At 68.3% G+C, this 22,570-nt stretch carries 21 protein-coding genes; 10 read left to right on the top strand and 11 right to left on the bottom strand.

Annotated features, from left to right (window positions below; genetic code table 11):
- Positions 1-10 precede the first annotated feature (10 nt).
- The 3 genes from AT699_RS03575 to AT699_RS03565 all read right to left on the bottom strand — a co-directional run bounded on the left by AT699_RS03575 (position 11) and on the right by AT699_RS03565 (position 2,630).
- Positions 11-1,099, bottom strand: coding sequence for an efflux RND transporter periplasmic adaptor subunit (locus AT699_RS03575; RefSeq protein ID WP_006388692.1), 1,089 nt, complete (start codon positions 1,097-1,099; stop codon positions 11-13).
- A gap of 240 nt (positions 1,100-1,339) precedes the next feature.
- Positions 1,340-1,801 carry a ribonuclease HI gene (rnhA, locus tag AT699_RS03570; RefSeq protein ID WP_020925186.1) on the bottom strand — a complete coding sequence of 154 codons (462 nt, stop codon included), beginning with the start codon at positions 1,799-1,801 and terminating at the stop codon, positions 1,340-1,342.
- A gap of 49 nt (positions 1,802-1,850) precedes the next feature.
- On the bottom strand, positions 1,851-2,630 hold the full coding sequence (locus tag AT699_RS03565) for a class I SAM-dependent methyltransferase (protein WP_006388690.1): 780 nt from the start codon (positions 2,628-2,630) through the stop codon (positions 1,851-1,853).
- 20 nt (positions 2,631-2,650) lie between these two features.
- On the opposite strand from AT699_RS03565, the gene gloB reads away from it, so the two are divergent.
- The 3 genes from gloB to fabI all read left to right on the top strand — a co-directional run bounded on the left by gloB (position 2,651) and on the right by fabI (position 5,809).
- Positions 2,651-3,472: a hydroxyacylglutathione hydrolase gene (gene gloB, locus AT699_RS03560; RefSeq protein WP_020925188.1), complete on the top strand. Its 822-nt coding sequence runs from the start codon at positions 2,651-2,653 to the stop codon at positions 3,470-3,472.
- 7 nt (positions 3,473-3,479) lie between these two features.
- Positions 3,480-4,898, top strand: coding sequence for a transglycosylase SLT domain-containing protein (locus AT699_RS03555; protein WP_024067723.1), 1,419 nt, complete (start codon positions 3,480-3,482; stop codon positions 4,896-4,898).
- 125 nt (positions 4,899-5,023) lie between these two features.
- On the top strand, positions 5,024-5,809 hold the full coding sequence (fabI, locus tag AT699_RS03550; protein ID WP_006388687.1) for an enoyl-ACP reductase FabI: 786 nt from the start codon (positions 5,024-5,026) through the stop codon (positions 5,807-5,809).
- Between the two features lie 73 nt (positions 5,810-5,882).
- Here the strand turns inward: fabI and AT699_RS03545 are convergent, their stop codons facing one another.
- Positions 5,883-6,281, bottom strand: a complete 399-nt coding sequence (locus tag AT699_RS03545; RefSeq protein ID WP_020925191.1) for an OsmC family protein — start codon at positions 6,279-6,281, stop codon at positions 5,883-5,885.
- Positions 6,282-6,460: 179 nt separating this feature from the next.
- Here AT699_RS03545 and AT699_RS03540 point away from each other — a divergent pair, with 179 nt between their 5' ends.
- Positions 6,461-7,138, top strand: a complete 678-nt coding sequence (locus AT699_RS03540; RefSeq protein ID WP_020925192.1) for a tellurite resistance TerB family protein — start codon at positions 6,461-6,463, stop codon at positions 7,136-7,138.
- Between the two features lie 75 nt (positions 7,139-7,213).
- On the opposite strand, the gene AT699_RS03535 is transcribed toward AT699_RS03540, so the two are convergent.
- The 3 genes from AT699_RS03535 to AT699_RS03525 form a co-directional block, all read right to left on the bottom strand.
- Positions 7,214-8,200, bottom strand: a complete 987-nt coding sequence (locus AT699_RS03535; RefSeq protein ID WP_024067722.1) for a tripartite tricarboxylate transporter substrate binding protein — start codon at positions 8,198-8,200, stop codon at positions 7,214-7,216.
- A 28-nt stretch (positions 8,201-8,228) separates the two neighbouring features.
- Entirely contained in the window at positions 8,229-9,107 is an 879-nt protein-coding gene (gene nadC, locus AT699_RS03530; RefSeq protein WP_006388683.1) for a carboxylating nicotinate-nucleotide diphosphorylase, read from the bottom strand.
- An 84-nt stretch (positions 9,108-9,191) separates the two neighbouring features.
- Complete coding sequence (locus tag AT699_RS03525) at positions 9,192-10,127, bottom strand: NUDIX hydrolase (protein ID WP_006388682.1); 936 nt, start codon at positions 10,125-10,127, stop codon at positions 9,192-9,194.
- Between the two features lie 234 nt (positions 10,128-10,361).
- Between AT699_RS03525 and AT699_RS03520 the strand changes: the two genes are divergently transcribed.
- A complete protein-coding gene (locus AT699_RS03520; protein ID WP_024067721.1) occupies positions 10,362-10,598 on the top strand; it encodes a hypothetical protein in 237 nt (78 codons plus the stop codon).
- Between the two features lie 16 nt (positions 10,599-10,614).
- On the opposite strand, the gene AT699_RS03515 is transcribed toward AT699_RS03520, so the two are convergent.
- Positions 10,615-10,950: an STAS domain-containing protein gene (locus AT699_RS03515; RefSeq protein ID WP_006388680.1), complete on the bottom strand. Its 336-nt coding sequence runs from the start codon at positions 10,948-10,950 to the stop codon at positions 10,615-10,617.
- A 196-nt stretch (positions 10,951-11,146) separates the two neighbouring features.
- On the opposite strand from AT699_RS03515, the gene AT699_RS03510 reads away from it, so the two are divergent.
- Both AT699_RS03510 and alr read left to right on the top strand, forming a co-directional pair.
- The gene (locus tag AT699_RS03510; RefSeq protein ID WP_024067720.1) at positions 11,147-11,578 is read left to right on the top strand and encodes an ATP-binding protein; all 432 of its coding nucleotides are present in this window, start codon (positions 11,147-11,149) and stop codon (positions 11,576-11,578) included.
- Between the two features lie 130 nt (positions 11,579-11,708).
- The gene (alr, locus tag AT699_RS03505) at positions 11,709-12,854 is read left to right on the top strand and encodes an alanine racemase (RefSeq protein WP_054516522.1); all 1,146 of its coding nucleotides are present in this window, start codon (positions 11,709-11,711) and stop codon (positions 12,852-12,854) included.
- 78 nt (positions 12,855-12,932) lie between these two features.
- Here alr and AT699_RS03500 read toward each other — a convergent pair whose 3' ends face one another.
- Positions 12,933-15,401, bottom strand: a complete 2,469-nt coding sequence (locus AT699_RS03500) for an MFS transporter (protein WP_058207215.1) — start codon at positions 15,399-15,401, stop codon at positions 12,933-12,935.
- 184 nt (positions 15,402-15,585) lie between these two features.
- Between AT699_RS03500 and AT699_RS03495 the strand changes: the two genes are divergently transcribed.
- Positions 15,586-17,514 carry a SpoIIE family protein phosphatase gene (locus AT699_RS03495; RefSeq protein WP_024067716.1) on the top strand — a complete coding sequence of 643 codons (1,929 nt, stop codon included), beginning with the start codon at positions 15,586-15,588 and terminating at the stop codon, positions 17,512-17,514.
- The gene (locus AT699_RS03490; RefSeq protein WP_024067715.1) at positions 17,511-18,704 is read left to right on the top strand and encodes an ABC transporter substrate-binding protein; all 1,194 of its coding nucleotides are present in this window, start codon (positions 17,511-17,513) and stop codon (positions 18,702-18,704) included. The genes AT699_RS03495 and AT699_RS03490 overlap by 4 nt, the downstream gene beginning before the upstream one ends.
- Before the next feature lie 189 nt (positions 18,705-18,893).
- Here the strand turns inward: AT699_RS03490 and AT699_RS03485 are convergent, their stop codons facing one another.
- Positions 18,894-20,372: a glutamate-cysteine ligase family protein gene (locus AT699_RS03485; RefSeq protein WP_024067714.1), complete on the bottom strand. Its 1,479-nt coding sequence runs from the start codon at positions 20,370-20,372 to the stop codon at positions 18,894-18,896.
- A 145-nt stretch (positions 20,373-20,517) separates the two neighbouring features.
- Positions 20,518-21,420 (bottom strand): LysR substrate-binding domain-containing protein, encoded by a 903-nt coding sequence (locus tag AT699_RS03480; protein ID WP_006388672.1) that lies wholly within the window; start codon positions 21,418-21,420, stop codon positions 20,518-20,520.
- Positions 21,421-21,562: 142 nt separating this feature from the next.
- On the opposite strand from AT699_RS03480, the gene AT699_RS03475 reads away from it, so the two are divergent.
- Positions 21,563-22,555 (top strand): Bug family tripartite tricarboxylate transporter substrate binding protein, encoded by a 993-nt coding sequence (locus tag AT699_RS03475; RefSeq protein ID WP_020925237.1) that lies wholly within the window; start codon positions 21,563-21,565, stop codon positions 22,553-22,555.
- Positions 22,556-22,570: the final 15 nt, after the last annotated feature.

The raw sequence follows: 22,570 nt of genomic DNA, 5'->3' as shown, positions 1-22,570 counted from the left end.
GATAGTGGCGTCAGGCGCCGTTGTTGACGACCTGCACCGGGCCGCCGTCGGTGACGCGCTGCAGTCCGGAGACCACCAGTTGGTCGCCCGCCGCCACGCCCGTCAGGATCTCGACCTTGCCTTCACGGCGCTCGCCGATGGTGACTTCGCGGCGCTCGGCCACGCCGTCCTTGACGCGGTATACGTACTGCGTCTCGCCGGACGGCGACAGCGCCGCCTCGGGCGCGACCAGCGCCTTGTCCTGGTTGAACAGCAACTGCACGCGCGCGAACATGCCCGGGCGCAGCAGCGAATCGGCGTTGGCCACGGTGGCGCGCAGCAGGATGGAGCGCCCGCCCGCATCGACCAGCGGGCTGACCGCGTACACCAGGCCGGGGCGTTCCTGGCCTGGCAAGGCATCCAGGCGCAGCGTCAGCTGCTGCCCCACGCCGACCTTGCTGAGATACATCTCGGGCACGCGGAAATCCACCTTGAGCGGGTCGATCGCTTCCAGCGGCGCCAGGTCCTGGCCCTGGTTGACGTAGTCGCCCACCGACACGCTGCGCAGGCCGGCGAAACCGGCGAACGGCGCGCTGATGGTCATCTTGTCCAGGCGCGCCTGCGCCAGCGCCACCGCGGCCTCCTGCACCTTGAGCGTGCTGGCCGACTCGTCGCGCGCCTGCTGGCTGACGAAGCCCTTGGCCTGCAGCGCCACGGCGCGGCGATAGTGGCTCTGCGCCAGCGCCAGGTTGGCACGGGCCTGCGCCAGTTCGGCGCGCGGCACGGAATCATCCAGGCGGATCAGCGCCTGGCCACGCTTGACCGGCTGGCCTTCCTTGAATTCGATCGACTGGATCCGGCCGGCCACTTCGGGCCGCAGCATCACGGCCTCATCCGAGCGCAGGCTACCCACCGCCGACAGGCCGCGGGCGAACGGAATTTCCGTGACGGCGGAGACTTCGACCCGCACTGGAGCCGCCTTGGAGACGGGTTGGGCGGGCGCGGCGGCGCTGGCCGCCTGCGTGGCGACCGGCGCGAGCCAGCGCGGCACGAATACGCCCAGAGCGGCCCCCGCGGCCACTCCCGCCGCGATAGCGGCCAGCAATGCTGCTTTTTTCATGCGAATGTGGCGGTATCGCGGCGCGTGCCAGGCATCCCCCGCTGGGACGGCGCCGCAGGAACAGGATCAAGGGTTGGCACTTTAGCACCGGATTTACAACCTGGAACAATCCTGAAGCGCACTGAAAGCACTAAACCGGCCGACCCAGGGTATTTCCCGATGCGGCAGGCCGCCGCAGCGCGCCCGCATCGGTGAAAACACGGAGCCGTTGACGGACGCCGCGGCGCCCCGGCGGGTCGTTCAGCCGCGTCGGACCGACTCGACGCCCTGGTTGGCCAATTGGTCGGCGCGCTCGTTGCCGGGATCGCCGGCATGGCCACGCACCCAGCGCCACGACACGGTGTGACGGCGCACCTGCTCATCCAGGGACTGCCACAGCTCGGCATTCTTGACCGGCTTCTTGTCGGCCGTCATCCAGCCGCGCCGCTTCCAGTTGGCGAGCCATTCGGTCATGCCTTTCATGACGTACTGGGAGTCGGTGTGGATGGTGACCGCGCAGGGACGCTTGAGCGCGCGCAGCCCCTCGATCACGGCCAGCAGTTCCATGCGGTTGTTGGTGGTCTGGGCCTCGCCGCCGTGCATGGTCTTTTCGTGCACGCCGGCGCGCATCAGCACGCCCCAGCCGCCCGGACCGGGATTGCCCTTGCAGGCGCCGTCGGTCCACATTTCCACTTTCTGGTCGTTCGCGTTGTTGTCCTGCATGGTGCTGCTTGTATGTCCTTGTACTCTCGATGTGAATGCGGCGGGCCGCTCAGGAGCGGTCGAAGCCGTCGTCGGCCTGGCGGTTGACCACCACCGACGCGGCCCGGGCCCGCTTGGGCTTGGTCTTCCAGGCCGGGCCGATGATACGCATGCCGGCCACGCGCTTGACCGCCGACACCAGGTAGACCGCGCCGCCCACGCTCCACCAACGCGCGCCGGCCGATTCGAGGAACCCCCAGCGCTGCAGCCATTTTTCGCTGCGGCAAGCCGGCGCGTAGCAGCCAAAGTGGCTTTGCTCGACCTCGAGCGACAGCAGCTTGAACCAGTCTTTCAGGCGCGGCAGCGACACCTGCGACGACGGCGGTTGCGGCAGCCAGGGCTCCATGCCCGGCATGCGGGTGCGCGCGCCCCACATGCTCCAGGGGTTGAAGCCGGAGATCACCACGCGCCCTTCCGGCACCAGCACGCGCTCGACCTCGCGCAGCACGTTGTGCGGCTCGCTGGTGCATTCGAAGGCATGCGGCAGGATCAGCAGGTCCACGCTCTGCGATTCGAACGGCAGCGCCTCGGGCTGCGCCAGCACCACCCGCGACTGCCAGCCGGCGACGCTTTCGGCGGTCGGGGTTTCGGTGCCGACGTACCCCTTGAAGGGCATGCGGTTGGCGCGCAGCAGGTTCAGGTCGGCCAGGCCGACCTGCCAGGCGTAATATCCAAAGACGTCCGCCACCGCCGCGTCGAACTGCGCGCGCTCCCAGGCCAGGGCGTATTGCCCTGGCGGAGTCTGGAACCATTCGGCCAGTTCTACAATCGGCGGAGTCTCTTCTGCCACGTCTTATTCCTTCGAATCCCATGCAAGCCTTGACCGCCCCCGCAGGCGGCCGCGAACGCAATGCCGCGGTCTTGCCCCTGCCCGCCTTCACCGACAACTATATCTGGGCCATCGTCCGCGACGGCCAGGCCGCCGTGGTCGACCCGGGCGAAGCCGGCCCGGTGCTGCAATGGCTGGCCCGCGAAGGCCTGCGACTGCGCGCCATTCTACTCACGCACCATCATGGCGACCATGTGGGCGGTGTTCTCGAATTGTCCCGCATCGGCGACATCACGGTGTACGGCCCGGCGCGCGAAAAATTGCCGCGCTGCGACGTGCCGCTGGTCGAAGGCGACCGCGTGGTGCTGCCCGAACTGGACCTGGACCTGGCCGTGCTGGACGTGCCGGGACATACCGCCGGCCACATCGCCTACACCGGGCGGGCTGCGGGAAAACAGCCTGTGCTGTTCTGTGGCGACACCCTGTTTGCCGGGGGCTGTGGCCGGCTTTTCGAGGGCACTCCCGCGCAAATGTCTGATTCTTTGGAAAAATTTTCTGTTTTACCGCCAGATACACAGGTTTTTTGCGCACACGAGTACACTCTAGCGAACTTGCGCTGGGCCATGGCGGTCGAACCCGCCAACCGCACCCTGCAACAGTGGTATCAGCGGGCCCGGCAATTACGCGCAGAAGGTCTCCCCACGCTTCCGTCGACCATCGGCCAGGAACGCGCGACCAATCCGTTTTTGCGTACGCAGCAAGCTGACGTCGTCCGCGCCGCAGACAACTGGGCCGGCCACGACCACCCGACGCCGGTAGAGGTTTTTGCCTCCCTTCGTGAATGGAAGAACGATTTCAAGTGACCGCCCGATGAATTTCTCCCGACTCCTTCTGCCACTTCTGCTGGCAGTCCTCGCCGGTTGCGCAGGAACCAAATCCCACGACAGCAAGAACCTCACCACCAATTCCCAAGGGCGCTACATCGCCCGCGACACGTCCCGCACGGTGGACCTGACCAATCCGCCGGTCGACGCCTGGGACCGCATCCGCCGCGGCTTCGCCATCCCCAACCTGAACACCGACCTCTCGCAGCAGTGGACCGACTACTACGCGTCCCACCCCGAGGCGGTGCAGCGCATGGCCGAGCGCGCCGGCAAGTACCTGTATTTCATCGTCGACGAGATCAACCGGCGCGGCCTGCCGACCGAGCTGGCCCTGCTGCCGTTCGTCGAAAGCGCCTACAACCCCACCGCGCTGTCGCGCGCCCAGGCCTCGGGCCTGTGGCAGTTCGTGCCGGCCACCGGCCAGCACTTCAACCTGAAGCAGGACTGGTGGCGCGATGAGCGCCGCGACCCCATCGCCTCGACCAACGCGGCGCTGGACTACCTGGAAAAACTGTTCGAGATGCAGGGCGACTGGTACCTGGCGCTGGCCTCGTACAACTGGGGCGAAGGCTCGGTGCAGCGCGCCATGGCCAAGAACGAGGCCGCCGGCCAGCCCACGGACTACCTGTCCCTGAACATGCCGGACGAGACCCGCAACTACGTGCCCAAGCTGCAGGCCATCAAGAACATCATCGCCGACCCGCAGCGCTATGCGGTGGCGTTGCCGCCGGTCGGCAACACGCCCTACTTCGTGACGGTGCAGAAGAACAGCGACATCGACCTGGAAATCGCCGCCAAGCTGGCCGAGATGCCGCTGGACGAATTCAAGGCGCTGAACCCGTCGTTCAACCGCCCGGTGATCCGCGGCGACCACGCCCCCACCCTGCTGCTGCCGGCCGACCGCGTCGAGATCTTCAACGCCAACCTGACCAACTACAAGGGCGACCTGAGCGCCTGGAAGGTCTACCACTCGCGCCGCGGCGAATCCTACGCCTCGATCGCCAAGCGTTTTGGCGTGACCGAAGCCAAGCTGCGCGAAACCAACGACATAGGCTCGCGCCAGAAGGTAGCCTCGGGCCAGTCGCTGCTGGTGCCGGGCGACCCGGGCACCGGCGGCGTGCAACTGGCCTCGCTGGCCGCGCCGGTGGGCGCGCTGGATTCGGCTCCCGTCAGCAGCGGCAAGACGCCGGCGCCGCGCGGCAAGGCCGCCGCGCCCGCCGCCCGCGGGGCCAATGCCCGTCCCAACGTGCGCACCCACAAGGTGCGCCAGGGCGACACGCTGTTCTCGCTGGCCAAGCAATACGGCACCTCGGTGGACGCGCTGCGCGCCCTGAACAACCTCAAGGGCAGCGCGCTCAAGATCGGCACCCAGCTGCGCGTGCCGGGCACCAACGCCCGCGGCTAGACCCCGCGATCGATACGCTTCATGCAGCGGCGCCCGCAAGGGCGCCGCTCTGTTTTGTCCGCGAAACCGCCAAACTCCTTAAAATAGGCGGTCTCCAGCAGGAAAAAATCAAAGGAATCACACACATGGGCTTTCTCGCCGGCAAACGCATCCTGGTCACCGGGGTGCTTTCCAACCGCTCCATCGCCTACGGCATCGCGCGCGCCTGCCATCAGCAGGGCGCCGAACTGGCCTTCACCTACGTCGGCGACCGCTTCAAGGACCGCGTGGCCGAATTCGCCGCCGAGTTCGGCAGCGACATCGTGCTGCCCTGCGACGTCGCCGAAGACAGCCAGATCGAAGCCACCTTCACCGAGCTGGCCAAGCGCTGGGACGGCCTGGACGGCCTGGTGCACTCGATCGGTTTCGCGCCGCGCGAAGCCATCGCCGGCAATTTCCTGGACGGCCTGTCGCGCGAAGGCTTCCGCATCGCCCATGACATTTCCGCCTACAGCTTCGCCGCGATGGCCAAGGCCGCGCTGCCGCTGATGGAAGGCCGCAACGGCTCGGTGCTGACGCTGACCTACCTGGGCGCCGAACGCGTGGTGCCCAACTACAACACCATGGGCCTGGCCAAGGCCTCGCTCGAAGCCAGCGTGCGCTACCTGGCCACGGCGCTGGGTCCGCGCGGCATCCGCGCCAACGGCATTTCGGCCGGCCCGATCAAGACGCTGGCTGCCAGCGGCATCAAGGACTTCTCGGCCATCCTGAAGTTCGTCGAGGCCCAGGCGCCGCTGCGCCGCAACGTCACCATCGATGACGTCGGCAACGTCGCCGCGTTCATGCTGTCGGACCTGGCCGCCGGCGTCACCGGCGAAATCACCCACGTGGACGCCGGTTTCTCGACCATCGTCCCGGGCATGGAAGAGTAATTCCGTTGGCGGGCCGGGCGCGCCGCCCGGCCGTTGCGCCCCGGGCGGGTCTTCCGCCCGGGCTGCCGGCGCCTCAGGCCGGCCGCACCACCAGCGTGGACACCTGCACGTCCACCGCGGTCATCAGTTTGTGGATCGGGCATTTCTCGGCCACCGCCAGCAATTCGTCGATCTGCGCGTCCGACAGTTCGCCATGCAAGGTGAGCTTGGCGGTCAGGCGATAGACGCCCTTGCGTTCCTCGCTGGCATCGCGCACCACGTCAACGCCCACCGACTCCAGCGGCAGCCCCTTGCGCTGCGCGTAGACCATCAGCGTCATGGCCTTGCAGCCGCCCAGCGCCGTATCGAAGTAATCGTGGGGATCGGGGCCCGCGCCTTGCGGCTGCGGCATGTCCAGCGGCAGGTCGTGGCCTTCGGCCGTGGCGGTGAACTGCAGGGTCTTGGGCGCGTTCTGGCGCACGTGGATGGTCATGGGCGGGGTTCCTCGCGTTGCGGGCGGCACGACGTGCCGCTCCTGCCCCGTTTGTAGCATCCGCGGCCGGCTATCGGGCTTCCGCAACATCCATTTCTGACTGTAAGCTGAACTTCCGGCCTCGGCGCTGGTCGGATATTGCTGTCCGCAAGATCGTTTGCATTCAACAGGAAGACCGCATGAGCGCCAGACAACTTCTAGACCAATTACTGCAATCCGGCCAGGGCCTGCTGGCCGACGCCGGTTCCAAGGTGCAGGGAGCCACGGGCGGCAAAGGATCGTCCTTCCTGACCGGGTTGGGCGGCGGCGCCCTGGGCGCCGGCGCGCTGGGCCTGCTGCTGGGCAGCAAGAAGGCCCGCAAGATCGGCGGCAAGGTCGCCATGTACGGCGGCATGGCCGCGCTTGGCGCCCTGGCCTACCGCGCCTATGGCGACTGGCAGCGCAAGCAGGCCGGGGCGCCCGCCGCCCCGCCGCAGACGCTGGACCGCCTGCCCGCGCCCGAGGCCGAACAGCACAGCACGGCGGTGCTGACCGCGATGATCGGGGCGGCCAAGGCCGACGGTCACATCGGGCCTGAAGAACGCGCCCTGCTGGAAACCGAGTTGGCCAAGCTGTCCAGCGATGCGCAGGACCGTCGCTGGCTCGAAACCGAGTTGTCGCGCCCGCTCGATCCCGCCGTGATCGCGCAGTCGGCCAAGACACCGGAAATGGCCGCCGAAATGTACCTGGCCAGCCTGCTGGTGGTCGACGAGGAAAGCTACATGGAGCGCGCCTACCTGGACGAACTGGCGCGCCAGCTCAAGCTGCAACCGGGGCTGAAGGAACAGCTGGAACAGCACGCGCGCGCGGCGGCCTGACGGCGGGCGCGTCGCGCCAGCCCGCAGCGGCGGGGCCAGCGGCACAACCGCCGGCCCCGCCGTTTTCATGTCCTGTCAATCGGCATGCAGGCCGATTGCGGCAGTCAGCGCCGTGTAGCGGTCGATATCGGCGTTGATCATGTCCTGGAACGCGCCTGGCGAGCTCGTCGTCGGCGTGAAGCCCTGCTCGCGCAATGCCGCCTGCACGTCGGGCCGCAGCATGATGCGCGCCAGCGTGGCGTTCAGCCTCGCCACGACCGCCGGCGGCGTGGCGGCCGGGGCCAGCAGGCCGTGCCATTGGTCCAGCGCGTAGCCGCTGATGCCTTGCTCGGCCACGGCCGGCACGGCCGGCAGCAAGGGAGAACGCTGCGGCGACGTCACCGCCAGCGCGCGCAGGCGGCCCGCCGCGATCAAGGGCGCGGCGCTGGACGCCGTGACCACGCCCATGCCGACCTGGCCGGACATCACATCGGTCAGGGCCGGACCGCAGCCCTTGTAGGGCACCTGCTGCAAGGGCGCGCCCGTGGCCCGCGCCAGCATTTCACCCGCCAGGTGCTGCGGCGTGCCGTTGCCGCAGGAGGCAAACGGCAGCGGACGCTCGGGTCGGGCCGCGTTGAGCGCGTCATCCAGGGTGCGCAGCGGCGAGGCCGCCGGCACCACGAACACGGATGGCACGAACGCCACATTCATCACCGCCGTGAAGTCGCGCCTGGGCGAAAATCCCAGGCTGCGGTACACACCGGGGTTGATCGCGAACGAACTGTTGACCATCAACAAGGTGTAGCCGTCGGGCGGCGATTCGGCGACCACGCGGGCGCCGATGTTGCCGCTGGCACCCGGCCTGTTCTCGACCACCACCGGCTGGCCGAACTGTTCCTGCAGGTCGGCGCCCAGCCGCCGCGCCAACAGGTCGGTGCCCCCGCCAGGCGGGAAGGTCACCACGATGGTGATGGGGCGGGTCGGATAGGTCGCGTCCGCCACGGGATCGCCGGATGGCGGATTGCCGCAGGCACCCAGCGCCAGGGCCAGCGGCAGCAAGCAAAATCGAAGGGCGCGTTTCATGATGCGTATCCCTGGCAAAAGGCCGGACTCAGGCGTCCAGTCCGATATCGAGCACCTTGGCGCTGTGCGTCACCCAACCGACGGCGATCTGGTCGACACCGGTGGCGGCCACCGCGGCGGCGGTGTCGGGCGTGATGCGGCCGGAGGCTTCGGTAATGGCGCGGCCGCGCGCCATGGCAACCGCCTGGCGCAATTCGTCCAGGCTCATGTTGTCCAGCAGCACCACGTCCACGCCCAGCGCCAGCGCGGTTTCCAGTTGCGCCAGCGTGTCCACTTCCAGCTCGATCTTGACCATGTGGCCGACGCTGGCGCGGGCCCGTTGCACCGCGGTCTCGACGCTGCCGGCCAACGCGATGTGGTTGTCCTTGATCAGCACGGCGTCGTCCAGGCCGTAGCGGTGGTTGCTGCCGCCGCCCACCCGCACCGCGTACTTCTGCACCGCGCGCAGGCCCGGCATGGTCTTGCGGGTGCAAGTGACGCGGGCGCCGTGGCCGGCGATGGCGCGAGCGATCGAAGCCGTTGCGGTAGCCACGCCGCTCAGGTGGCACAGGAAGTTCAGCGCCACCCGCTCGGCGCTGAGCATGGCGCGGGCGTTGCCGCGGATGGTCGCGATTTCGGTGCCGGGCGCCAGCTCGGCGCCATCGCGTTGCGCCACGCGAAACTCCATGGCGGGGTCCAATGCGCGAAACGCCAGGCGCGCCAGGTCAAGACCGGCCAGCACGCCATCCTGGCGCGCCACCAGGCGCGTCTGCGCCACGGCATCGGCCGGCACGATGGCGTCGGTGGTCAGGTCTCCGGCCCGTCCCAGGTCTTCGAGCAGGGCCGCGCGCACCAGCGGCTCCAGCATGACATCCGGCAGGGAGGGAATGGTCAATCGGGCGAACGGGGCTTCAGCATTAATGCTCATTTTGAGTATTTGTTGATTAAAAAAAGGCGCGCTCCAATTGCGCATGCACTTATGCTAAAGATGAGTATATGAGCTTGTCAAGCGTCAGAGCCCGCGCGACACGGGCAACTTGCTGCCGGCGATGGCGCGCTCGAGCAGCACGTCGCGGCGGAAGCGGAACAGTTTGGCCGGACGACCGGCCGTGCCGGTTGCCATTTCGCCGGTCTCTTCCACCAGCGCCTGCTGCTCGATCAGGCGCCGGAAGTTCTGCTTGTGCAGGCCGCGCCCGGCCAGGGCCTCGACGGCCTGCTGCAACTGCAGCAGCGTGAACTGCGCCGGCATGAGTTCGAACACCACCGGCCGGTACTTGATCTTGGCGCGCAGCCGCGCGATCCCGGTGGCCAGGATGCGGCGGTGGTCATGGCGCATCGGCTCGCCCGGCAGCGCGGCGGCCTGCCCCGCCGCGTGGCGTCTCCCCGCCTCGGGCACCAGGCCAGCCTCGAACAGCAGCTCGTAGCGCTGCAGCACCATGTCTTCGTTCCAGGCAGCGCCATCGAGCCCGAAGGTGATGGCAACGCGCTGGCCACGGCGGTTGCGCATGGCGGTGTCGGAAGCGCCTTCACACCACGCCCGCAGGCGTGGCACGATCAGTTCGTCCAGCACCGAGGGCGTGCCCGCGCGCCGGTCTTCCCACGGGAAATAACGGTACCAGTCCTGCCAACCGACCTGCGCCACGCCGGTCTCGCCCGCCTCGCGAGTCAGGCCGAGATAACTGACGGACATGACCCGCGCGCCCGACTCGTCGGAACGATCGCCGTCGGCGAAGGTATAGAGCTGCTCGACGTAGCCCAGGGGATGATGCGTCTGCGCCTCCACCCACGCCCGCAAGCCCGCTTGCAGCGAACGGTGCGAGAGTTCGAAAGGCCCCGCAGGCAAGGCGCGCGCGTCATCGGTGGTCAGGACGCGCGGCTCGCCGTTGGTGACGGCGACCAGGACGGCGACGAGTTCGGCATGGACGGAGCGTTCGACGGATTCGGTCAAGGTGGATGGCTGGAAATGAAGGAAACCGGGCGCTGTGGAAGGAGGTCGCGAGGCCAGGACATTCGTGGTCTGGCAACGTCGCACCGCGCTCGGCATTATAAGGGCCAGGACGCTGCAACAGCCCCTTGCAAACGTGACAACGCAAATGGCGCCGCGGGCCGATGGCGGCCCTAAGATGAAGGGAAATCCCCGGCGCGTCGCCATCCTGGGACGCCCACAACCGGAGACGTCATCATGCTGAAAACCGCCATCGATTCTTCCGCCGCCGCGACCAAACCGGAACCGGCCAAGGACAAGGCTGCCACCCTCGACCCGCGCAAGGGCACCGGCGTGCTGCCGATGCCCGACCAGAGTCCCACGGTCGCCGGCATGCCACGGCAGGGCCGCGCCATCGAGCCCCCCGGAGATCCCGGCATCATCACGCCGGAGGATGATCTGCTCGATACCTCGTACGAAAACCGCAAGCCCTGAGGCGCCGCGCGGGTCGTCAGCCGACCTTGGCCACCGCTTCCTGGCGCGTGTCGACCACCGTCAGGATGGCCAGGAATCCGCTGATGTCGAACACCTCGCGCACGTGCGGCTGCATCGCGCACAGTGCGAGCGCGCCGGCGCTCTGCTTCAGGCGCTTGGCCAGCACCAGCACCACGCGCAGCCCGGCGCTGGAGATGTAGTTCAGGTTCGACATGTCGAGCACGAAGCGGTGCTCGCCCTTTTCCACGTGCGACAACAGGTCCGCTTCGATGCCCGCGGCGTTGCCGCTGTTGATCTGCCCTTCGGGCGAGACAACCAGCACTTCCCCGACTTTCTCGATTGCGAGATTCATAGAGGTTCCCGGAAATTGACCGGCGCCCCGGATCCCGGCGCTTGCGGGCGGCGGCGCGATGCCGAGATGATACGCGAGGCGCCCGCGCAGCCAAACGCAAACTTCAAAACGCGCGCGGCATAGCCTGCCGGTACGCCGTCGGCGCGCGTTCGGGCATACTTCCACCTGCACGTGTACCACTGAACGCAAGGCGACCATGCCCTCTCAGCCCGATACGCTTGACCTCGTCCCCGACGCCCACGCCGTCGCTTCCGCCATCGAATGGCTGGAGGCCATCGCCGAGCGCGACGGCTGGTCACCCAAGCTGAGCTTCGGTCTGTCCTTGAGCCTGGACGAAGCGCTGACGAACATCGTTTCGTATGCCTTCGACGATCCCCTGCTCGCGCCCGATCCTGCCCGTGTCAACCTGGCCTGCCGCCAGGATGACGAATGGATATCGCTGGAGATAATCGACAATGGCCGACCGTACGATCCCACCAAGACAGCGCCTCCCCCATTGGCCGCCACGCTCGACGACGCCGAGATCGGCGGCCATGGCGTGCGGCTGATGCAGCACTATCTGCACGACCTGCGCTACACGCGCGACGGCGACCGCAATCGCCTGACCCTCGTGATGCGCGCCGCGTGACTCACCGGCGCGTCCCATCAAGACGCGCTATCGACAACTTGCAATGCACAGACAGAAAGTACCGAACGAAACCCGGTGATCTGTCACTCATGCATAGACTGCGCGCCGGTTGCGCGTGGCCCCCGCTCAGATGCCGCCCGTGAACGCTCCCTATCGTCCAGAAGGATTGCTTGCCCGCCCCCTGCATGCCCGCGTCGACGCGAGCGCCGTGGCCCACAACCTCGCGCGCTTGCGCGCCGCGTTGCCGGACAGCGACGCGCCACGGCTGTGGGCCACGGTGAAAGCCGACGCCTACGGCCACGGCCTGGCGCGCGTGCTGCCGGCCCTGCGCGACGCCGACGGCCTGGCCGTGCTGCACCTGGACGAAGCCCGAGCCTGCCGACAACTCGGATGGAACGGAGCGGTGCTGGTCTATGGCGGCCTGTACTCTCCCGCCGACACCTTGTTGCTGGACACGCCGGACCTGCACCTGGTCATCACCCACGCCGCGCAACTGCAATGGCTGGCGCAATCGCCGGCGCGCGAGCGGCCGGCGATCTGGCTGCGTTTCGCCGGAGACATCCATCACACCGGCTTCTGCGCGGACGACTATCGCGCCGCCTTCGAACAGGCCCGGCAGCTGGCCGCGCGCGGCCTGGTCGGCGAAATCGGCCACTTGAACCACTACGCCCGCGCCGATGAAGCCGACGGCGTCGGCCAGGCCGACGCGCACTTCCGCGAGGTGGTCCGCGGATTGCCGGGCCCGGTGTCCACCAGCAATTCCGCCGCCGTGCTGGGACATGCCGGCCTGGCCGCCGGCACGCAATGGGTGCGCCCCGGCCTGGCACTGTATGGCGCCAGCCCCTTCGCCGACCGCAGCGCGGCACAGTTGGCATTGCGGCCCGCAATGTCGCTGCACTCGCAAGTGGTCGGCATTCAGCGCGTGCGGGCCGGCGCCGGCGTCGGCTACAGCGGCGCCTTCGTGGCGCCGGCGACCATGGACGTCGGCATCGTTACCTGCGGCTATGCCGACGGCTATCCGCGCCATGCGCCCACCGGCACGCCGGTGATGGTGGCCGGCGTGCGCACCCGCCTGCTTGGACGCGTGTCCATGGACATGATGGCGGTGGACCTGGATCCCATCCCGCAAGCCGCCATCGGTTCCCCCGTGACGCTGTGGGGCGCGGACGGCCCGCCGGTCGAAGAAGTGGCGATGGCCGCGGGCACCATCGCCGCGCAATTGCTGACTGGCTTGAGCGCGCGCGTGCCGGTGGCGCTGGCCGGCGCCGCGCGCTGAATGACGGCACCCAGGACACGCGGCGCCTTCCCGACGCAAACCGCGGCGCGGCGCCCCACGGCGGTACCGTCGCTGGCGTCAGGCCCTTTCTTCGCGCGGCCTGGCCGGCGCGAACAACAGGAACACCAGCGTCGCACCCAGGTAGATCACGCCGGTCGCGGCCAGGCCCGCGCCCATGCCGGCGGCGCCGAACATCGCGCCGACCACCAGCGGACCGGCCATCTGGCCCAGCTTGTCGGCAGCCCGCATGACGCTGGTGGCGCCCGCGGCGCCGTAGCGCTGCACATCCGGCAGGGCCAGCATGTAGGGCGATTGCGACGCGCCGGCGAAGCAGCTCGCCAGCGCCAGCAGCAGCACCGCGGCGGCGGCGGCCAGCAGGCCGCTGTTGAAGTACAGGCCCAGCATGCCGGCGCTGCCCACCAGGCCGCCCAGCACGATCCAGCTTTTCTTGATGCTGCTGCGATCCACCACCCGCCCCATCAGCGGCCCGACGTAGATGACGCACAGGCCATAGATCATCAGCACCCGGCCGATGCTGGACGCGGCCACGCCTTCGGCTTCGAGATAGAGCGGCAAGGCGAAGGACAGCAGGCCGACCTGGGCGATAGAGAACGGAATCACGCTGCCCAGCAGCAACAGGCCGAAGTCGCGCGTGCAAAGCAGGCGCAAGGTATCGGTGAAATGCGCGTGGACGCGTCCCGCCGCCTGCGCGGCCAGCTTGCGCCCGCGATCCATGTAGGGGCGCATCAGCACCAGCACGCCCGTCAGCGGCATCGCCAGCATCACCGCGCCCACCGCGAAGACGGCGCGAAAGCCCACCTGCTCCATCAGCATCGCGCCCACCGCGGCGCCAGACAGGTGCCCGGCGAACAGACCGGCGATCACGCCGGTCATGTTGCGGCCACGATACTGCGGCGGGCTGCGTGTCACGATGAAACCCTGCAGCCCCATCCACGTCAGGCCGTAGCCCAGGCCCACCAGGCCGCGCGCGGCGCTGAACATCAGCAGATTGGCGGCGGCGGCGCAGGCCAGCATGCCCGCGGCGGACACGCCCAGGCCCGCCAGCACCGGCACCTGCCAGCCCCTGCGGTCGGTCAGCCGGCCGGCCAGCAGCGAGGTCAGCAGGCCACAGCCCATTTCCACGGAGATCGGCAGGGCCAGCAACAGATTGGCCGGCAGGTCCAGGCCGCCGGCCGGCAGGCTGCGCGCATACAACGGCAGGAAGCCCAGCGGCAACGCCCACGCGAACAGGAAGCCGAACATCACCGGCCGCGCGATGCGTCCCACTTCGGATTCATCGTCGGGACCGACGCGGCTGCCGTCGGCCAGGGTGGCGCGCGCGGCGAAGGCGCGGTTCATCAGCAGCGCCAGCAGCAACAGCATCTCGATCGCGGCCACCAGCGCCACCGCCACCACCGTCACGGCATCCAGCGCGCGACCGCGCACGCCCGCGGCGATGACATCGCCGGACAGGCGCAGCACCAGGTCGCCATGCGCCTTGGGATCGGCCAGTGCCGCGCCGAGGGGCAGCACCAGCGTCAGGTCGTCGGCCTGCGGCCGGCTCACGGGCAACTGCGACACGTCCAGCGCCCCGCGCGCATCGGCGCCGTAGAGGACGCGGCCGTTGCGGTCGGCCAGTTCGATCTGCGCCACCGCCGGGAAAGTGCCGGCCAGGCGGCTGAACGGCGCCTCGACGCCACGCAGCCGGTCCACTTCCAGCCCATAGCCGAGCACCCGGTTCAGGTCGCGCTGCAGGCCCTCGGCCAACAGGCCGACGTTATTGCGCGTCACGTCGAGCCAGCCGCTGCGGAAAGTGGAAATGGTGTAGGCCGCGTACACGCCCTGTGCCAGCACCAGCGCCAGCAACGGCACCACGAAACGGGCCCGGCCGCCGGCGGCCAGCGAGGTCAGCGGCACAACGTATTTGAAGACCGCCGCCAATCCCAATCCGACCAGCACCGTAACCAGCAACAGCACCTGCAGGTTGGCGATGATGAGCCGGCGACTGGCCTCGCCGTCCTTGGCAGCGGACAGCACCACGGCGCCCACCACCTTGCCGCCCGCGGCGATCAGCGGCACGGCCACCGTCACCCCGTCGTCGGCAACGCCGACCAGGGCGCCGGAGCCACGGCGCGCCAGGCCCGCCGCGAGCGGGCCGCCCGCATCCAGCGTGCGCGCCAACCGCGCCGCGCCTTCGGGCAGCTCGCCCTGCGTGGCCAGCGCCTGGCCATCGGCCAGCAGCACCGCGGCGCCCTGCACGCCGCGCGAGCCCGCGGCCCCATCGCGCAACGTGTCGCGCAGACCGAAGTACTGTTCAAGCGGCTTGCCAAGGCGCAGGCCGTTTTCGATATTGCCGGCGACGCGGCGCGCCACCACCTCGACGCGGTCGGCGGTGGTATCCACCACCAGCCGGTTCAGCGCGGACAGGCTGAGCGCGCCGATCAATGCCTGCGCCAGCAGCAGCACGGCCAGACAGGCCAACGTGACTTCAAGCACGGGGCGACGACGCAACCCATCGAGCACTATTTGTATTGGTTCGCTACGCATGGGGCCCCGCCGCCGCAAAGTATTTACACACGGGCACCAATGGTATTTACAATTAATGCAAATTGCATCTTATTTCACGCCTTCACCTCATCCGCCGCCTATCGCCCCCATGTCGTTGCGCTCGCTCCGTAGCAAGATTTTTCTACTGGTCGTAGCGCTGCTCCTGGCGGTCGCGGCATTCGTGATGCTGACCACCCAGCGCAATGTCACGCGCACGGTGGTCAACAGCGAGCGCCACGCCGTCAGCAACGTGATGGAACTGGTGCTGCGGGATGCCGAGGCGCGCTGGGGCGCCCTGCTGGCGGACAAGATTTCCACGGTGCGCAGCGGCCGGCGGCAGTTGATGCAGAGCGGCACGGTGGTGGCCGCGGCCCTGAACGCCTATGCCGACATGGCCGAGCGCGGCATCATGACGCCCGGCGCGGCCAAGGGCATGGCGCGCGCCTGGATCAATCGCCTGAAACTCGACGACCGCCGCTACGCCTTCGTCTATGACGCCGACTTCCAGGTGCTGGCCAGCGGCAACCCGGACATGATCGACCGCGATCTGTCGTCGCTGTCCGACTTCAAGAACCGGCCGCTGGCCCAGGCCCTGCTCGAGGAAAGCCGCAGCTCGGGCTATGGCTTTGCCATCTACCGCTGGCCGCCGTCGGCCCAGCGTGGCGATGGCGAAACGCGCTACGCCTATTTCGGCTACTTCCGTCCCTGGAACTGGGTCTTCGCCATCTCCGACAGCGCCCAGGATGTGATCGAGCAGATCGAGACGCGCCGCGCGCAATTGGAAAACTCGGTGCGCGACACGCTGTCGAAACTGACGCTGGCGCAATCGGGCTTCATCTTCATCGCGGCCGATGACGGCCGCATGGTCGTGGCGCCTCCCGAGGCGCGCGCCGGCCTGCTCGACGCCAGGGATGGCCAGGGCGAAACGCTGCGCGCGCTGCTGGCGCGCCAGGACCGCGGCGGCAAGCTGCAAAGCCTGCGCTTCGAGGGCGGCGACGGGCCCTGGCAAATCGATAGCGCCCGCTTCGCGCCGCTGGGCTGGACCGTGGTGGCGGTGGTTCCCGAAAGCGACCTGACGGCGCCGGCGCGCGAGCTGCTGAATCGGCAGGCGCTGATCTTCGTCGGCATGATGCTGGTGGCGCTGGTATGCGCCTGGCTGGTGGCGGCGCGCATCGTGCGCCCGCTGGAGACGCTGACCCACTATGCCCGCTTGCTGCCCGAGCAGGACCTGACCGCGGCATCCAGCGTGCCCGCCTACATCGCCGCGCTGCCGGACAGGCACAAGGATGAGGTCGGCCGGCTGGCGGCATCGTTCCTGTTCATGGACCGCAAGCTGCGCGAGAACATCTCCCGGCTGATGCGCGAGACCACGGCCCGCGAACGCTTCGAAAGCGAGCTCAATATCGCGCGCGCCATCCAGCTCGGCCTGTTACCGGTGCCGCTGTCGCCGCTTACGCGGGAGCAGATCGACCTGAATGCCGTGATGCTGCCGGCCAAGGAAGTCGGCGGCGACCTGTACGACTACTTCACCCTGCCCGACGGCCGGCTGTGCCTGGCCATCGGCGACGTTTCGGACAAGGGGGTGCCGGCGGCACTCTTCATGGCGGTGACGCGCACCTTGATCCGCGCCACCGCCGAGGACGAGACCGACCCGGCGTTGATGATGCAGAAGATCAACAATCGCCTGTCCGAAAACAATCCCAACATGATGTTCGTCACGCTGCTGGTCGGTGTGCTGGACATGACCACCGGCGAACTCAAATGGGCCAACGCCGGCCACCTGCCGCCGGCGGTGGTGGGCGCGGACGGCGTGGTGCGGTTGCTGGAAGGCCGCAGCGGCCCCGCCTGCGGCGTCCAGGAGAACCTGGAGTACCGCTGCCTGTCGACCGTGCTGGGGCCCGGCGAGATGTTCGTGGGCTACACCGACGGCATCACCGAGGCCGTCAATCCGCAGAATGCGCAGTACGGCGACCCGCGCCTGCTGGCCGTGCTGTCCAATCCCCCCGTGCCGGCGGCCAGCCTCGCCAAGCGTCTGCTGGAAGACGTGCAGGCCTTCGCCGACGGCGCGGAGCAATCCGATGACATCACATTGATCGTGATCCGCCGCCCATGAAGACATCGCTGTCCACCCTATTGCTGAGCCTGGCCCTGCTGGCGCCCGCCGCGAGCCTGGCCCAGGCCGCGGCGGCCCCCACCGCCGGTCCTGCCGCGGCCGCGCCGCCCGTCGCCACGCCACAGGTGTTCCCCACCAAGCCGGTGACGCGCCCCGACGGCAGGAAATGGCGCATCGGCTATTTCGAGAGCGGCGACTACAGCGAATATCCGCGCACGCTGCGCGTCACCGTCGATGGCCTGCAGAAACTGGGCTGGATCACCGTTCCCGTCATCCCCGACGGCCTCAATGGCAGGCAGATGTGGGAATACCTGGCCGACAACGTCCGCAGCGACACGCTGGAATTCGTGCGCGACGCCTGGTGGCAGCCGGGCAACTTCGACGCCGCGCAGCGGCCCGCCGTGCGCGAATCGATCAAGCAGCGCCTGGAGGGCAGGAAGGACATCGACCTGATCATCGCCATGGGCACCTGGGCCGGCCAGGACATGGCGGGCCTGGGCGCGCCGGTGCCTACGATCGTGGCCTCGACCAGCGATGCGGTCGGCGCCCGCATCACCCGCTCGGCGCAGGACAGCGGCCTGGACAATCTGCACGCGCGCGTCCAGCCAGAGCGCTATCAGCGGCAAGTGCGCCTGTTCCATGAGATCGTGCCGTTCAAGCGGCTCGGCCTGGTATACGAGGATAGCCCCGAAGGCCGCACTTACAGCGCGGTCGAGGCGGTCGAGCAGGTGGCGCGCGAACAGGGTTTCAAGGTGCTGACCTGCAACGCGCCCTCCAACGGCATCGCGCCCGAAGTGGCCACCCGCAATGCGCTGGAATGCTATGCCAGGCTGGCGCCGCAGATCGACGCGGCCTACGTCACGGTGCATCGCGGCGTTACCCCGACGTCAATCGACACGGTGGCCGAGATCCTGCGGCAGGCGCGGGTGCCCAGCTTCTCGATGCTGGGTTCCGAAGAGGTCAAGCATGGCCTGTTGCTGAGCCTGGCGCAGGCCGACTATTCGTACGTCGGCCTGTTCTATGCCGAGACCATGGCGCGCATCTTCAACGGCGCCAAGGCGCGCGAATTGAGCCAGGTCTGGATCGATCCGGCCAAGATCGCCTTGAATCTGCAGACCGCCCGCGTCATCGGCTTCGATCCGCCCGTGGATATCCTGCTGGCGGCCGACGAAGTCTACGAGGCGCGGTAACCCGCAGCGTCCGCACTGACGAGTCGGCCATAAAGGCAAGCGTTTCGCGTGGCTGCAGTGGTCGATGGCTTGCATCGGCAGTGCCGACAGATCCTGGGCCAGACCCCATGTTGCCGCGCATTTGAGGAACGTGGGCCGCGGAGGCCGACGAGCCTGACCGGGGTCCGCCCCGTTGCCTGCTGCTCCCGCTCACAGCTGGACGAGAGCCCGGGCGCGGCAGATCGCGGCCAGCCGATCGGAATCATCGCCGTGCTGCCGCCACAGTTGCAGCAGCCTGTCGGCACCGGTGCTGCGCGTGTCGATGGCGTATCGCGCATACGCCAACCAATCGCGTTCGGCCGGCGCCAGGCCGCCCGCGGCCACCGTCAGCACCTCATCGGCAAGCGCGCGCACCGCAGGATCATGGAGCGCGTCGCGTATTGCGTCGGCGCGCATCGCCCTCAACCGCAACCACCCCCACGCCCGCAACAGGTCTTCGGCCTGCGACAGATTGCGCATCAGGCCCAGTTGCAGCGCGGACGGCGCCATCACCAGCGTCGCCGCCACCGCGGGGCCGGCCTCCTGCAGCAACTGCCCATCGGCAAAGCCCGCGCCCGGCGCGCGGCCTTCGATATAGCCGCTGGCGCCCAGGCGCGCGAACAAATCCTCGATGCCGCCAGGCTGCCGCCAGGCGCTCCGCAACGCATCCAGCGTCGGTGGCGCCGCCAGTCGGTAGCGCCAACGCGCATCCAGGAAATGCGCGAACTGCGAATACTCGAAGTGGCTGCCTTGCGGCGTGATGGTCACCACCTCACCAGTATCCGTGCGCAGGCCGCTCCAGCCTTCGGACGCCAGGAACGCCGAAAGCGACGGCGAACCACGCAAGTAGACACCCGCGGCCGATTTGTAGCCTTCGTCAACCGCCAGCGGCAGGCACCGGCTGACGGTGCCCGGCGCGAACATCCAGCGGAAATAATCGCCCAGATCCACGAACGGACGCTCGGGCAGACGCTGCAGATAATGATCGCCGGCAAAGCGCGAATGGCGGAACATGCGGTCCCACACGGTCAGCCGGTTTTCCTTCAGGCCGGTGACGCGGCCGTTTTCCAGCGGGCTGTTGGCGAAGATCGCGATGCTGGCTGGCGCCAACGCCAGTACCACGTTCAGCGCGCGCGCCGCCTGCGACACGTCCACCGACGTGCACGGGCTGTTCTGCGCCTTGGCGTCGATGCCCACACGGTGCAGCCATTCCCGATGCCCGACCAGTTCGCGATAGATCGGTCGTGGCACATGCACCGACGCATACCAGGCGGGGTCCAGTGTGCACTGCGGATGTTCGGACGCGTTCAAGATCACCGCATCCTCGCCGTGCAAGGCGGCGCTCGCATCCGCCAGTTCGCGTCCCACACGCCGCGCCAGTTCGGCCAGCCCCCCCTCTTCCTCGGACACCGGCGCGAGCGCGGTCTCCAGCAGGTTGAAGCCGTTGTCCAGGCCGCTTTCGCCGGCCGCCACCGATACGCCGACGGTTTTCCCGTCGATGCGCACCAGGTCTGGCGCCTCGCCGCGCGCGGTCTTGATGGCCGCCAGCGCATCGAAGTAGCCCACCACGGGATGGCTGGTGCCGCTCTCCCTGCGCGCCACCACCATCTCCATTTCCAGTCCCAGCGTCTGTCCCGCTCGCGGCGTCATCGCCCAGCTCCGGCAGGGCGGGCACGATTGCAGGGGATGGCAGCACTCCTCAAAACGGTCTCCTTGTCCTTCCACACACGGCGTACAGCAAGTTGAGTGACAGCAACCACCCCGGCGTTCCTCGGTGGTCGGGCCGAGCGCTTCATTAGCGCTGCGGCATACCCGCGAACCGGCGTGTCAGGATGTCGACAAACGCTTCCGTCACCACCGACGGCGCCGTCTGCGCGGGATAAGCCATGCAGACGCGCACCGGCAGGCTCGGCGTGAACGGCCTTATCGCCAGTTGCTGCGCGAACACGTCGGCAATGTACGGATTGACGATGCCCAGGCCGGTGCCGGCAGCGGCCAGCGCGCAGATCGTCGAGGAATAGGTGGTCTCGATTTCGGACACCGGCTGCACCTGGTGCGCCAGCATGGCGCCGCGCAGCTGCAGGTAGACGTCGTCGTCCGCGTTCAACACCAGCAACCGGCGCTCGTTCAGGTCGGCGATGCCGATGGCGGGCAGCGCGGCCAACGGATGGTCGGGCCGCATCACGCAGACCGCCGCGCTCTCGTGCAGGCTGTGCAGCGCCAGGTGCGCGCCGTCCAGCGGCACCGTCGTCACCACCACGTCGTAGGTGCCATGCAGCAGGCCTTCGCGCAGGTACTGGCTGCCAACGGTCTGCATGTTGATGTGCACGTCGGGATAGCGCTGCGCGAATTCCTCGACCGCGCCCGGCAGCATGCCCAGGCCCAGCGCCGGCGTGCAGGCCAGCCGCAGCACGCCGCTGCCGCTGCGGCGCATGGCTGCCACGCGGTCCTCGATGCGCTCCAGGCCCACGAAGTGCCGCTTGACGGTGTCGAACAGGTCCTTGGCCTCGCGTGTCGGACGCAGGCGGCCACGCTCCATGTCGAACAGCTTCAGGCCGCTGGCCTGCTGCGCCTGCGCCAGCAGGCGGCTGATCGACGGCTGGGTGGTGCGCAGCATCTGCGCGGCACCCGTGGTGGTGCCGGCCAGCATTACCGCGTGGAAGGCTTCGATCTGACGGAAATTCAGCGGTCGGCTCATGGCGTCACAGGGTATTGCAAACCTGCATAGCCTATGCCGAAAAAAGAATTTTTTCAAATACCCTCACCACTCCTACACTCGTGGCTCCCAGGGTGTGGTCACTCGCGCCCCTCTTGAAATCCAACTGCTGTGGGGAATTACCATGTTTTCATGCCGTCCCTGGCGCCGCCGCGTCCTGCAAGCCCTTTGCCTGACCCTCGCCGGCGCGGCCCTGCCGTTCACCGTGCAGGCCCAAGCCAATTATCCCGACCGACCGTTACGGATCATCGTACCGTTCACGGCCGGCGGCAGTTCGGACATCCAGGGGCGCCTGCTCGCCGAACACCTGGGCAAGCTCTATGGCCAGTCCGTCGTGGTCGAGAACCGGCCCGGCGCCGGCGGCCATATCGGCGGCAAATACGTGGCCGATTCCGGGCCCGATGGCTACACCCTGCTGCTCGGCTCCATCGGCCTGCACGCCACCTATGGCGTCTACAAGACCTTGAACTACCGCCCCGCCGACGACCTGAAGCTCATCACCATCGTCGCCGAGATGCCGCACGTCGTGGTAGCCAATCCAGCGCTGGAGGCCACCACCCTTGCCGAGCTTACCGCGCAGGCCAAGGCCAAGCCGGAAACGCTGCACTTCGGCTCGGCCGGCGTGGGCTCTTCGGTACACATGGTAGGCGAACTCTACAAGACCGCCTCCCAGGCCCCGATCGTACACATACCGTACCGCGGCAGCTCGGCCGCCCTCAACGACCTGCTCGGCGGCCAGATCCAGCTGCTGTTCGAGAACGTGCCCACCACCATCGGCTACATCCAGTCCGGCAAGCTCAAGGCGCTGGCCATCACCGGCGCCACGCGTTCGGCCGCGCTGCCCGACGTTCCCACCGCCGCCGAGGCCGGCCTGCCAGGCCTGACGGTCACCTCCTGGACCACGCTGGCCGCCGGCAAGGACGTGCCCGACGCGCTGATCGAGAAGATCAGCGCCGACCTGCGCCGCGTCTACGCCGACCCCGCGTTCCGCGCCGGGCTCGAACGCCTGGGCATGACCCCGGTGGGCAACACCCCGGCCGAGGCGCGCGCCTTCGTCGAACGCGAACGCGCCCGCTGGAACAAGGTCATCGAGGCCGAACACATCAGCGCCGGTTGAACCTTTTTTCCTGAC

This window comes from Achromobacter xylosoxidans, from assembly GCF_001457475.1.
Lineage (GTDB): Bacteria > Pseudomonadota > Gammaproteobacteria > Burkholderiales > Burkholderiaceae_B > Achromobacter > Achromobacter xylosoxidans.
The sequence above is the reverse complement of the archived record's forward strand: the minus strand, read 5'-3'. Positions and strand labels throughout refer to the sequence as shown.

Coding starts and splice junctions, on each gene's coding strand:
- AT699_RS03575 (WP_006388692.1), bottom strand. CDS start 1,099: ATGAAAAAAGCAGCATTGCTGGCCGCTATCGCGGCGGGAGTGGCCGCG.
- rnhA (WP_020925186.1), bottom strand. CDS start 1,801: ATGCAGGACAACAACGCGAACGACCAGAAAGTGGAAATGTGGACCGAC.
- gloB (WP_020925188.1), top strand. CDS start 2,651: ATGCAAGCCTTGACCGCCCCCGCAGGCGGCCGCGAACGCAATGCCGCG.
- AT699_RS03555 (WP_024067723.1), top strand. CDS start 3,480: ATGAATTTCTCCCGACTCCTTCTGCCACTTCTGCTGGCAGTCCTCGCC.
- fabI (WP_006388687.1), top strand. CDS start 5,024: ATGGGCTTTCTCGCCGGCAAACGCATCCTGGTCACCGGGGTGCTTTCC.
- AT699_RS03545 (WP_020925191.1), bottom strand. CDS start 6,281: ATGACCATCCACGTGCGCCAGAACGCGCCCAAGACCCTGCAGTTCACC.
- AT699_RS03540 (WP_020925192.1), top strand. CDS start 6,461: ATGAGCGCCAGACAACTTCTAGACCAATTACTGCAATCCGGCCAGGGC.
- AT699_RS03535 (WP_024067722.1), bottom strand. CDS start 8,200: ATGAAACGCGCCCTTCGATTTTGCTTGCTGCCGCTGGCCCTGGCGCTG.
- nadC (WP_006388683.1), bottom strand. CDS start 9,107: ATGAGCATTAATGCTGAAGCCCCGTTCGCCCGATTGACCATTCCCTCC.
- AT699_RS03520 (WP_024067721.1), top strand. CDS start 10,362: ATGCTGAAAACCGCCATCGATTCTTCCGCCGCCGCGACCAAACCGGAA.
- AT699_RS03515 (WP_006388680.1), bottom strand. CDS start 10,950: ATGAATCTCGCAATCGAGAAAGTCGGGGAAGTGCTGGTTGTCTCGCCC.
- AT699_RS03510 (WP_024067720.1), top strand. CDS start 11,147: ATGCCCTCTCAGCCCGATACGCTTGACCTCGTCCCCGACGCCCACGCC.
- alr (WP_054516522.1), top strand. CDS start 11,709: ATGCCGCCCGTGAACGCTCCCTATCGTCCAGAAGGATTGCTTGCCCGC.
- AT699_RS03500 (WP_058207215.1), bottom strand. CDS start 15,401: ATGCGTAGCGAACCAATACAAATAGTGCTCGATGGGTTGCGTCGTCGC.
- AT699_RS03495 (WP_024067716.1), top strand. CDS start 15,586: ATGCTGACCACCCAGCGCAATGTCACGCGCACGGTGGTCAACAGCGAG.
- AT699_RS03490 (WP_024067715.1), top strand. CDS start 17,511: ATGAAGACATCGCTGTCCACCCTATTGCTGAGCCTGGCCCTGCTGGCG.
- AT699_RS03485 (WP_024067714.1), bottom strand. CDS start 20,372: ATGACGCCGCGAGCGGGACAGACGCTGGGACTGGAAATGGAGATGGTG.
- AT699_RS03480 (WP_006388672.1), bottom strand. CDS start 21,420: ATGAGCCGACCGCTGAATTTCCGTCAGATCGAAGCCTTCCACGCGGTA.
- AT699_RS03475 (WP_020925237.1), top strand. CDS start 21,563: ATGTTTTCATGCCGTCCCTGGCGCCGCCGCGTCCTGCAAGCCCTTTGC.